The sequence below is a fragment of the Desulfobacula sp. genome, assembly GCF_030611305.1.
Lineage (GTDB): Bacteria > Desulfobacterota > Desulfobacteria > Desulfobacterales > Desulfobacteraceae > Desulfobacula.
On record NZ_JAUWQB010000108.1, the window covers coordinates 1 to 9,507 of the forward strand.

A 9,507-nucleotide genomic window follows, 5' to 3' on the forward strand; every position below is an offset into this window, starting at 1 on the left:
TGATAGTTATCGGATGAGAGAAGAGAAAAAGCAATTATAATTTAACCAGGCTGGCAGTTCAAAAACAACGATCTGCCAGTTTTTTTTGCATACATTTTCAAAGCAGGGATTTTATGACATTTTCACGCCGCCGCTCACAGCCAGTCTGGTTCAATGTGGCAATCGCGATGCCCTTTCCAGTTACCAGACAATTGGTGGTCATTATATTTCGGTTCCAACACTCGGCCGGCGGCTAATTTTTCGATGACAACCCTAATTTTTGAAAGGTCTTTGTTTTGTTTCTTGATCCTTTTATAATCTTTCTTAAATTGGGTCGTGTAATGTAGGTTCAACTATCAAGCTCCTTGAATAATTCATCAACAGAGTCAACTTTATGGACATTTTTTCCAGCTTCCGCGTCTTTAAGTGTTTTAGCTGTAACCTCATTGGGAATCTTTAATTCAAAAGGGATTCCATTATGTAAAGTAATCTGTGAGAGGTACATTGAAATGGCCTCTGACATTGATATATTTAATTTTTTCAATATTATTTGAGCATTGTTTTTAACAATGGGATCGACTCGGGTTTGAATTGTTGTTGTTTTTGCCATGACTTACTCCTACTGATTATACGTTTGTATTGACAATATCATTACATTTAATATACAGCTTATTTGAAAAATATCAACCACTTTAATATGGTTTGATAACAGTGGCTTGAAGCGAACAAGCCGGTGCAGTTGACAGCCAGGGCCGGGGCGCTTTTGAATATAGCCTCAATTATCTGGTTGATAATAAACTGGACTCTAAGCCATATCATCCAGGCGCCTTTGTCTTCAGAACGATTTAATGCAGGCGTTGTGTCAGCCATGCAGAAAAAAAAGATCCTCGGGGTTGTCAGCCGGTATGTAATGATTTTAAGGTAAAGTGTTCTTTTCCCTCTATACTCAATAAATTTCAAGAGCATGGCAACGCTGCTGAAAAACAGATGGCATTTTATCTAAAACGGGCATTTCAAGATAGTGATCCTCCCCCAAAAAACTGGAGGGTGAGGTAAGCCACTTTTTTTAGACTTTTCAACAAGTCGCTATCTATAATTTAAATAATGAAAACTTGACAATCTTTTATTTAAGACCTAAAATAAGGTCGTATTTATGGTCTAAATAAAGTTTATAGGTGAATTTATGGAATCTATATTAGCAGAATGCTCAGCAAGCATTTCTGAATTAAAGAAAAATCCATCGGCTCTCATCGAGCAGTCTGATGGCGAACCTATTGCCATTCTCAATCATAATAAGCCGACTGCTTATTTGATCCCTGCTGAAACATATGAAGCGATACTTGAAAAAATTGAGGATTATCAATTAGGGTTAATTATCAAAGAACGTCAAAATGAAAAAATATCAGCTGTGGAAATTTCAATAGATGAATTATAAATTAAAGTTTCTACCAACTGCGATTAAAGAATGGAAAAAACTTGATAACACAATTCAAACGAAATTAAAAAAGAAATTAAAAGAACGTCTAAACTCTCCTCATATAACAAGCAGCAGACTTTCTGGTTTTAAAAATCATTACAAGATCAAGCTTCGTGCAACTGGATACCGGTTGGTCTATGAAGTCATTGATGAAGAAATTTATATTTTGGTAATTGCTGTTGGGAAAAGAGAGAGGAATGTAGTGTATAAAAAAGCCCACAAAAGAAAAAATTAAAATTATCAAACTCTTATTCCAGCACAAAGGTTATATTCAAACAAAAAAAATGCTGCGGATGATACCGCAGATTTTCATGTTTACATTTCATTATTTATTTTTTAAGGCTCAAAAAGAACTATGAATATAGACAGTAGGTTGATACCAGGTAAATTTGTTGAATTGCTACTTATCACAGCAAAACAACTTTCTACATGGCTTAAAAAACAACTTTCCTCCTTGGATAAAGGTTGGTGGAACTCTTTGGTTCTGTCAACCTTATCATATCAGCAAAAACAATGGGTTGACAGAAAAAATATTTCTGACATAGAAGGGCTTGATCTGGCTGCTTTATTGAGAATACTTGATCAAAATTGGTATCGATTTGCACAACAATTCAACTTCTCAACCCAAGACAGACACTATGTAAAAGAAAAGATTCGAACAAGACATGATGAGGCTGATAGTAGAACTTATGAGAAAAAAGAAAGATCTGTTAAAACATCAAGACCGAATCATGATCCAAAAATTTGGCTTAAAGATCAATATACAAATGATGATCAGAAATTGGTTTGTCAAATGTGCGCTAACGAGATGCCATTCAAACTAAAAGATGGTTCCTACTATTTTGAAGCCGTCCAGGTAAGTGATGATTTCACAAAAGAAAATCATGAATTGTATCTGGCTTTCTGCCCTCTTTGTGCTGCTAAATATCGTTATCTTGTTAAAAAGGATCATACTATAATGGATAACTTTCTTGGCAATGTTAAGGAGACCAAAGAAAATTTTGAGATTCCCATTGAATTAGGGGTTAACGGTTCACATTCTATCCGTTTTGTGGAAACCCATTTGCTTGATTTAAAAACCATTCTGGAGAATTAATGGAATGAAAAACGAAATAGAAAATTCAAAAGGACAGTTTTTAGTCTATAAAGCAGAAGATGGTACTGTCAAAATAGATGTAAAATTGTCTGATGAAACAGTTTGGCTGACACAGCAGCTTATGGCAGAGCTTTTTCAAACCACAAAGCAAAATATAAGTCTACATGTAAACAATATATATAAAGAGCAAGAGTTGTTTCCAAAAACAACTGTCAAGGAATACTTGACAGTTCGAAAAGAAGGAAACCGTGAAGTAAAAAGGTGTCTTGATTATTATAATCTGGATATGATTATTTCAGTTGGATACCGGATAAAAAGCCATATTGCCACCCGGTTTCGTATCTGGGCAACTGAAAGGTTGAAAGAATATATCGTAAAAGGGTTTACCTTAGATGATGAGAGATTAAAAAACCCGGATCTTCCCTTTGATTACTTTGAAGAACTTACTCGTCGGATTCAGGATATCAGGACTTCTGAACGGCGATTTTATCAAAAAATCACAGACATATATGCAACCAGTGTTGATTATGATCCTACTCTGAATATCAGCATAAATTTTTTTAAGACTGTACAGAATAAAATGCATTGGGCAATCACAGGTAAAACAGCGGCAGAAATTATTCGTTCCAGAGCAGATGCTGAAAAACAAGATATGGGATTAACAAATTATAGAGGGGTAAAGGTTCGAAAACAGGATATAGTGATTGCAAAAAATTATTTATCTGAAGATGAGCTTTTGGCATTAAACAACCTTGTTGAGCAATATTTGATTTTTGCCCAGGGTCAGGCAATGCGTAGAGTTCCCATGCACATGAAAAACTGGATAAAGAAACTTGATGCTTTTTTAAGTATTAATGATAGGGAAATTTTAGAAAATGCCGGTAACATTTCCCATGAAATGGCAAAACAAATTGCTGATAACGAATATGAGAAGTTTAATAAATTAAGAATTGCTGATAACAAAATTTCATTAAGTGATTTTGATAAAGCCATTAAACAGATAGAAAAGAAAAAGTGAAAAGATGGTCAAGGGATTTTGGGTGACTACAGTTTGTTGAACGACAATAAACAGCAAACCCAACAACAAAATCCTGACGTTGCGACAAGTTAAGTCGCTTTTAATATTGTTGGGCAGTGACCCAACCTGCTGTATTACCGGCAGTTTTATATTTCGGCGTGCATTATCAGTAATGATTTTGTGCGGAGCCCGAAAGACAATGAAACCCTTGGCAGTTATTGCCTGGAGAGGGATTCGTGAGAGGAACTCAACTCTGGAAGCATCAATCTGGATGGGAGCTATGAATGGTGGTATGCGTAACATATGTGAACTGTTATTAAACGTCGTTATGTTGAACAGGCCAAAGGTGCTGACAGGCCTGGGCCAAAAGGCAAGAGGTATGGATAGAGCGTTCGTCAGTCGCTCTACGTAATCTATGATTCCTCCGGCGTACAAACAGACGCTAACCCATCGAGTATTAAAGGCGGAACTTGGTAAGCCCGTATTCCTGTTGGCCGCAAGGCTGACCTATGGGAGTGCGGGTAGAGGAGATCAGAAAAAGCGAATGCTGTTCTGTAATGGATCAGATACGGGTTCAAAATTTGCCCGTCCATGAAAATGTGCTGACTTCTGATATGGTGTTGAATCACGTGAAACGACTTGAACGGAATAACCGTACTGGTGTGGATGATAGTAACAGCGATGTTACTGACGGCCGTGCGGGCATGAGAAAGCACCCCGTATACAACCGCGTATCGTGAAGGCAGTTTTTGACTGCCGGGTGTCGCAAGATGCCTTACAAATGCTTGAGCCGGATGAGGTGAAAATCTCATGTCCGGTTCTTAGGGGGCTTGGGGCTGGCAACAGCCCCCGGCTACCCGGCGCCAAGCCGCAGATGTTCAAAGTTGTTTTTGCCGGACCAAGCTAATAGATTGAAAATATTCAATAAAGTGCTGAAAAACGCCTCTAAAATCGTCTTAGGTTAACGTTTCTGACCCCAAAAACATCACTTTAAGAAATATACATCGATTTCAACATTAACCACACAATATTTCCTTGACTTTGAGTTGATTAAATATAATAATTGACTCAAATATTGAGTTAATTAATGGATTAAACGACTCAAATATCAATTCCATGGAAAGGGAAATCGACTCATCTTATGAAATACATTTGGCAAACTAAATCTTGGCCAGGTCTCAAATGGGACAGTGCAAAACTGTTAAAGCCCTTGGGCAATATCCGATTCAGTCAAGGAGCTTTAATAACTCAGATCAAGGAGTTGGGGTTTGAAATTCAGCAAACGGCACGAGTAGATGTTCTTGTTGAAGAAGCATTAAAGACGTCAGCAATCGAGGGTGAAAGATTGGATCCCGATGCGGTTCGATCTTCTGTTGGACGCAGACTCGGTCTACCCGATGCTGGATTGAAGGAGGTAAGAGACCAAAAAATCGAGGGCCTTGTAGAAATTTTACTGGATGCGACTATTAGTTATTCAAAAGAAATGACTCTGGAACGAATTTGGGGTTGGCATGCGGCCCTTTTTCCAACTGGTTACTCTGGTATGGTAAAAATATCTGTTGGTCAATGGAGAGATGATAGCAAGGGACCGATGCAAGTTATTTCCGGGCCTATTGGACAGGAGAAAGTTCATTTTGAAGCACCCCCTGCAAAAAAACTTGATAAAGAAATGCAAACATTCATATCCTGGATAAATGAAAAAAATCAATTGGATGGCATCATCAGAGCTGGGCTCGCTCATATATGGTTTGTTACAATTCATCCGTTTGATGACGGCAATGGCCGTATCGCAAGAACTTTGACTGATATGTTGCTTGCAAGAGATGAAAACAATCCGAAAAGATTCTATAGCCTTTCTTCACAGATTATGGCTGAGAGAAATGAATATTATGAAATTTTGAAAGCCACACAATCAGGTACTGGTGATATTACAGAGTGGTTGAAATGGTTTCTTGAATGCATGAATAGGGCTATCCTGAATTCCAATACTTTATTAAAAAAGATAATGACAAAAGCACGGTTCTGGCAGAATTTTGCCCAGGTAAGGCTACACGAGCGTCAAACCAAAGTGATTAACCGGCTACTTGACGCAGGTGCTGGTGGTTTTGAAGGTGGGTTAAAGAACAAAAAATACATAGGAATCGCACATACCAGTCGTGCCACAGCCCAAAGGGAATTAGCCGATCTTGTAAATAAAGGAATTTTGATCAAAATGCCAGGAGGAGGCAGGAGTGCCAGTTATGATCTTGACTGGGGAAAGTGGTCTTCATTTAAAAAAATAAAGAATAATAACTAAGGAAGAATAATAACAAAAAACATGCTACGGTTAAACCGCAGATGTTCAGCGTTAATTTTACGTTAATGAAAGAATAATTATGTTTGACGATTTTTTATTAAACAAAAATTTCAGGGTAAAAGAAAAAACTCTTTGCCTGCCAGATAAAGTTGAAATAAAAATATTTGACTTTGAACCTAATAATCCTGATCCTGAAAAACCTATTATTGTTTTTGTTGCAGGATGGATATCATTGATCAATGGCTGGAAAGATGTATTGAGTACCCTTGCGCCAAAATATAAAATTCTTTATGTTGAAACACGGGAGAAAAGAAGTGCAAAATTCCCAAATATGAAAACAATTGATCTGTCCATTGAACAGATGAGCAGTGATATAGATACATTAGTTGATGAAATGGTGCCCAAGAGTCAACCATTTTACTTTGCCGGAAGTTCAATGGGAGCTACAGTGATTCTTGATTATCTTGCTATAAAAAAGAGGCAGCCCGTAAATTCTTTTCTGGTTTCACCTATTTGCGATTTTCCATTTCCAGGCTGGATTTTGTTTATAATAAAATTTATCCCGACCATATTATACACTGTAATAAGGCCTATATTAAAAACTTATTTGAGTTATTTCAGGTTGGACATGAAAAATGAACCTGGTCAGGTAAAAAAATACTGCGGAACGATTGATGCTGCCGAGCCTGTTAGGTTAAAAGCAAATGCATATGCAATTAGAAATTATTCTTTATGGGGAAAATTATCGGATATCAAATCTCCTGTTGTGATTATCGGTGCAAAAACAGACAATCTTCACGGCATTGATATAATGGAAAAAATGGTAAAAATTATGCCTTTGTCAAGCCTTGAAATGATGGAAAGCAATAAAGAGACTCACAGTGCAAAAGTTGGTGAATTTATTGATCTATATATATCTTCTCATTAACAATAAAAAAGATAATGCGATCCTCCCCCAAAAAACTGGAGACCGAGTTAAGCCACTTTTTTCAAGTTATATCGTTTCTTAATAGCCTTCTTGAGAATTCAGGGGACAGCATACATAATTCAACAAAAAAAAATGAACCGGATTTCACCGGTGATTTTGGTGGTTATAGGCGGCTGCACCGCGATTATGTGAGCATTATTACAAATGCATAGGTAAATATGACTTTAAGTGAATTTGAAATAAAAAGAATAGAGAGAATCGTAGGGCAATTTGTCGAGAAAAGAAGACCCTTTCCAGAAAAAAGGAGCAAATTGGATCTTTCTTTCAGGATCTCAGACCAAAGTTTTGAAATTTTCGATATTAGGCCTGTATGGGATAATCAAACTCAGAAAATTGAAGGATCTATTGCCAAAGCCATTTTTTGTAAAAAGTACCAAGAAATGGAAACTCTATTGGAAAAGAGCTGATATGAAGTGGCACGGTTATGAACCTTTTCGGGAATCAGATTCTTTGGAAGAAGTTTTAGAAATTATCAACCAAGACAAATATGGTTGTTTTTGGGGTTAACCAAAGACTCGACAGAAAACAATTCGTTGCAGCGGCCCCTACCGCTTGCTGCCAGAATGATACAACGATTCATTACCAATGGGAAGTTCCCATATATTATATGGCCTGGCGGATCAGCACCTATGGGAACTATTGGATATGTGAATGCAGGTTTGGAACTGAAAGCTCAGATTGACGAAGGGTTACTGCCTGAACCGGATAAAATATATGTCCCAATGGGTACTATGGGAACAGCTGTTGGATTGCTGATTCTCCTCAAAAAAGTAGCAGCGATAAATTTTTAAACCTTTTTCCTTATGGAGAAACGCATGACAAAGCACTGGCAGCAGGAGGTTCAAAACCTCTGGGGCATTAAAGGCAGGTTTACGCAACTTGACGGCGAGTATGATCTGAATTTTCGGATCAATTCCACCCATATTCTCAAAGTGATGCGGGAAGGCTGCCAAACCGATCTTGTGGACCTGCAGTGCTGTGCACTGAATCACCTTCTCACCTTACCTTTGCCCCTTGTTGTGCCATCGCAAAAAGGCCGGCCCTTTGAAACCTGCAAAGACGAAAAGGGCTGTGACCGGATTCTGTGGGTGCTTGAAAACCTTGATGGAAAAACCTGGGCCGAATTTAAACCCAAGACCCGTCACCTTATCCACAAACTTGGGGAAACCATTGGCGCCACGGATAAGGCCCTGACAGGTTTTGATCATCCCGGACTTTACCGGGAATTTAAATGGCACCTGCCCTCTGGTGACTGGATTACAGATAACCTGGGCATGATTGCTGATGCGACCCGGCAAAAGATACTCAGACAAATTCTGGATGATTTTGCCGGAATCAAGGCAGATCTTAACGCCCTGCCCGCCCAGGCCATCCACAACGATATCAACAATTACAACATTCTGGTGACCGGCAGCCTGCAGGATTCCCCTGCCATCTCAGGGATTATTGATTTAGGGGATATGTGCGCGGCTCCCGTGGTCTGCGACCTGGCCATTGCAGCCGCCTACGTGGTACTGGATCAACCGGACCCGGAAAGTGCGCTGGAAGATTTGGTACAGGGGTTTCACAGCGTTTACCCGCTATCCTCCAGAGAGATCGACATGATCTTGCCCCTTTTACGCCTGCGTCTGGCCGTTTCTGTGGTAAACTCCACAATGATGGCCCAGGAAAAGCCCGATGATCCCTACGTCCTGATTTCCCAGGGGCCTGCCTGGGCGTTTCTGGAGTCTCACAAGGTCAACCCGGATCTGATTGCAGCCCGCCTGCGCGCCGCCTGCGGATTCGGGGTGAACGACAGCGCCCAATCGGTCATGGAATGGCTGGATGAAAACCGCGGGTGCTTTGCCCAGGTTTTGGGTCGGGCCCTGGATATTCTGCCCCGTGCCAGCCTGTCCGTGGCCGACAGCACCCTGCCCCAGGATCCATTCGATCTGACCCCTGAGGAGGCTGCAACCCTTGGTGTTGAACCCCAAGGGTTGCATTTGGGATATTACGCAGAACCCCGCCTGATCTATACGGACAAGGCCTTTTACAAGGGGCCCTTTAAGGCCAGCAATCGCAGAACAGTCCATATCGGCGTCGATATTTTTGCCCCGGCCGGCACAAGGGTTCACGCGCCGTTAAACGCCACTGTGGCCTCCGTTGAGAACCGAAAGGACAACCTGGATTATGGCGGCCTTGTCATCCTTTGCCATGAAACCGAAAAGGGCGCGCCCTTTTTCACCCTTTACGGCCACCTGAATCCGGAATCGGTTGGGATACTCACTGCGGGACAACCCATCGAAAAAGGGCAGGCCTTTGCCACCCTCGGCGAACAGCAGCACAACGGCGGATGGTCCCCGCACCTGCACTTTCAGACAGGCCTGATCAGTACTGATCCCAACTGGCCCGGTGCGGTAGATCCAGATGAACTTGACTTCTGGTCTAAGCTTTACCCCAACCCGGCGGCCATCCTAAACCTTGATGATGAACGACTTGCTTACCAGCCGCCCTCTAAGGCCGGCGTACTGGCCGAACGAAAGGCAAGGTTCGGGCAGAACCTGAAACTGACCTACACCGACCCTGTTATGTTCCTGCGCGGCTGGAAGACCCACTTGTTTGACGAGTGGGGAAGACCCTTTTTGGACAGCTATAACAACGTTCCCCACGTGGG

15 protein-coding genes are annotated in these 9,507 nt (G+C 40.7%); 13 read left to right on the plus strand and 2 right to left on the minus strand.

All coding sequences use genetic code 11. From position 1 onward, the window contains the following. Window positions 1-134: 134 nt before the first annotated feature. Together QAI40_RS17215 and QAI40_RS15420 are read right to left on the minus strand one after the other, a co-directional pair. Window positions 135-332 (minus strand): type II toxin-antitoxin system YafQ family toxin, encoded by a 198-nt coding sequence (locus tag QAI40_RS17215; protein WP_442875402.1) that lies wholly within the window; start codon window positions 330-332, stop codon window positions 135-137. Further along, window positions 329-589, minus strand: a complete 261-nt coding sequence (locus QAI40_RS15420) for a type II toxin-antitoxin system RelB/DinJ family antitoxin (RefSeq protein WP_304511790.1) — start codon at window positions 587-589, stop codon at window positions 329-331. The genes QAI40_RS17215 and QAI40_RS15420 overlap by 4 nt, the downstream gene beginning before the upstream one ends. Before the next feature lie 153 nt (window positions 590-742). Between QAI40_RS15420 and QAI40_RS15425 the strand changes: the two genes are divergently transcribed. The 13 genes from QAI40_RS15425 to QAI40_RS15475 all read left to right on the plus strand — a co-directional run. Continuing rightward, a complete protein-coding gene (locus QAI40_RS15425) occupies window positions 743-904 on the plus strand; it encodes a hypothetical protein (protein WP_304511791.1) in 162 nt (53 codons plus the stop codon). Between the two features lie 258 nt (window positions 905-1,162). Then, on the plus strand, window positions 1,163-1,414 hold the full coding sequence (locus tag QAI40_RS15430) for a type II toxin-antitoxin system Phd/YefM family antitoxin (RefSeq protein ID WP_299983600.1): 252 nt from the start codon (window positions 1,163-1,165) through the stop codon (window positions 1,412-1,414). Continuing rightward, window positions 1,404-1,691 carry a type II toxin-antitoxin system RelE family toxin gene (locus QAI40_RS15435; RefSeq protein WP_299983602.1) on the plus strand — a complete coding sequence of 96 codons (288 nt, stop codon included), beginning with the start codon at window positions 1,404-1,406 and terminating at the stop codon, window positions 1,689-1,691. The genes QAI40_RS15430 and QAI40_RS15435 overlap by 11 nt, the downstream gene beginning before the upstream one ends. Window positions 1,692-1,811: 120 nt before the next feature. Then, entirely contained in the window at window positions 1,812-2,552 is a 741-nt protein-coding gene (locus QAI40_RS15440) for a Swt1 family HEPN domain-containing protein (protein ID WP_299983604.1), read from the plus strand. A gap of 4 nt (window positions 2,553-2,556) precedes the next feature. After that, window positions 2,557-3,570 (plus strand): virulence RhuM family protein, encoded by a 1,014-nt coding sequence (locus tag QAI40_RS15445; protein ID WP_299983606.1) that lies wholly within the window; start codon window positions 2,557-2,559, stop codon window positions 3,568-3,570. Window positions 3,571-3,769: 199 nt separating this feature from the next. Next, window positions 3,770-3,982: a hypothetical protein gene (locus tag QAI40_RS15450; protein ID WP_299983608.1), complete on the plus strand. Its 213-nt coding sequence runs from the start codon at window positions 3,770-3,772 to the stop codon at window positions 3,980-3,982. Window positions 3,983-4,079: 97 nt separating this feature from the next. Next, on the plus strand, window positions 4,080-4,310 hold the full coding sequence (locus tag QAI40_RS15455) for a hypothetical protein (RefSeq protein WP_299983610.1): 231 nt from the start codon (window positions 4,080-4,082) through the stop codon (window positions 4,308-4,310). Window positions 4,311-4,711: 401 nt separating this feature from the next. Beyond that, a complete protein-coding gene (locus QAI40_RS15460; RefSeq protein ID WP_299983612.1) occupies window positions 4,712-5,866 on the plus strand; it encodes a Fic family protein in 1,155 nt (384 codons plus the stop codon). Window positions 5,867-5,945: 79 nt separating this feature from the next. Further along, complete coding sequence (locus QAI40_RS15465) at window positions 5,946-6,794, plus strand: alpha/beta fold hydrolase (RefSeq protein ID WP_299983614.1); 849 nt, start codon at window positions 5,946-5,948, stop codon at window positions 6,792-6,794. Window positions 6,795-7,012: 218 nt separating this feature from the next. Beyond that, window positions 7,013-7,261 (plus strand): DUF3024 domain-containing protein, encoded by a 249-nt coding sequence (locus tag QAI40_RS17220; RefSeq protein WP_442875403.1) that lies wholly within the window; start codon window positions 7,013-7,015, stop codon window positions 7,259-7,261. A 1-nt stretch (window position 7,262) separates the two neighbouring features. Next, window positions 7,263-7,361, plus strand: a complete 99-nt coding sequence (locus QAI40_RS17225; RefSeq protein ID WP_442875404.1) for a DUF3024 domain-containing protein — start codon at window positions 7,263-7,265, stop codon at window positions 7,359-7,361. Next, window positions 7,352-7,645 carry a hypothetical protein gene (locus tag QAI40_RS15470; protein WP_304511792.1) on the plus strand — a complete coding sequence of 98 codons (294 nt, stop codon included), beginning with the start codon at window positions 7,352-7,354 and terminating at the stop codon, window positions 7,643-7,645. The genes QAI40_RS17225 and QAI40_RS15470 overlap by 10 nt, the downstream gene beginning before the upstream one ends. Before the next feature lie 24 nt (window positions 7,646-7,669). Next, a partial coding sequence (locus QAI40_RS15475; RefSeq protein ID WP_299983618.1) for a phosphotransferase occupies window positions 7,670-9,507 on the plus strand: 1,838 nt, incomplete at its 3' end.

Bases quoted from the DNA above. Each gene is read 5' to 3' on its own strand.
- QAI40_RS15420 (WP_304511790.1), bottom strand. From the start codon at position 589: ATGGCAAAAACAACAACAATTCAAACCCGAGTCGATCCCATTGTTAAA.
- QAI40_RS15430 (WP_299983600.1), top strand. From the start codon at position 1,163: ATGGAATCTATATTAGCAGAATGCTCAGCAAGCATTTCTGAATTAAAG.
- QAI40_RS15435 (WP_299983602.1), top strand. From the start codon at position 1,404: ATGAATTATAAATTAAAGTTTCTACCAACTGCGATTAAAGAATGGAAA.
- QAI40_RS15440 (WP_299983604.1), top strand. From the start codon at position 1,812: ATGAATATAGACAGTAGGTTGATACCAGGTAAATTTGTTGAATTGCTA.
- QAI40_RS15445 (WP_299983606.1), top strand. From the start codon at position 2,557: ATGAAAAACGAAATAGAAAATTCAAAAGGACAGTTTTTAGTCTATAAA.
- QAI40_RS15450 (WP_299983608.1), top strand. From the start codon at position 3,770: ATGAAACCCTTGGCAGTTATTGCCTGGAGAGGGATTCGTGAGAGGAAC.
- QAI40_RS15455 (WP_299983610.1), top strand. From the start codon at position 4,080: ATGGGAGTGCGGGTAGAGGAGATCAGAAAAAGCGAATGCTGTTCTGTA.
- QAI40_RS15460 (WP_299983612.1), top strand. From the start codon at position 4,712: ATGAAATACATTTGGCAAACTAAATCTTGGCCAGGTCTCAAATGGGAC.
- QAI40_RS15465 (WP_299983614.1), top strand. From the start codon at position 5,946: ATGTTTGACGATTTTTTATTAAACAAAAATTTCAGGGTAAAAGAAAAA.
- QAI40_RS17220 (WP_442875403.1), top strand. From the start codon at position 7,013: ATGACTTTAAGTGAATTTGAAATAAAAAGAATAGAGAGAATCGTAGGG.
- QAI40_RS17225 (WP_442875404.1), top strand. From the start codon at position 7,263: ATGAAGTGGCACGGTTATGAACCTTTTCGGGAATCAGATTCTTTGGAA.